General features: G+C 46.8%; 1 protein-coding gene. It reads right to left on the bottom strand.

Annotation, left to right across the window (positions count from 1 at the left end; translation table 11 throughout):
* Positions 1-190, bottom strand: a 190-nt coding sequence (locus ACYQ78_RS40200; protein WP_459806253.1) for a hypothetical protein, incomplete at its 3' end; no start/stop codon positions are given.
* Positions 191-231 lie beyond the last annotated feature (41 nt).

The following is a 231-nucleotide window of genomic DNA, read 5'->3' on the forward strand; positions in this document are numbered from 1 at the left end:
TGTCTTTGCTGTCACCCTTGAAGGCCTTGACGTTCACTTTCTCTGCGGCCAACTTGATGCAGCATTTGCTCTTGCTCTGCACGCACTTCTTGAGAAAATCATCATTGTCACTACATGTTTCTGAGATCATCATTTCAAACAAGGCTCGCACGTCATTCTCGGACAAACGACCAACTGAGACTTTCACCATGGGTTCACCACGACTAGTGATTAGATACGCGGCTGACACTT

The organism is Herbidospora sp. RD11066 (assembly GCF_054661255.1).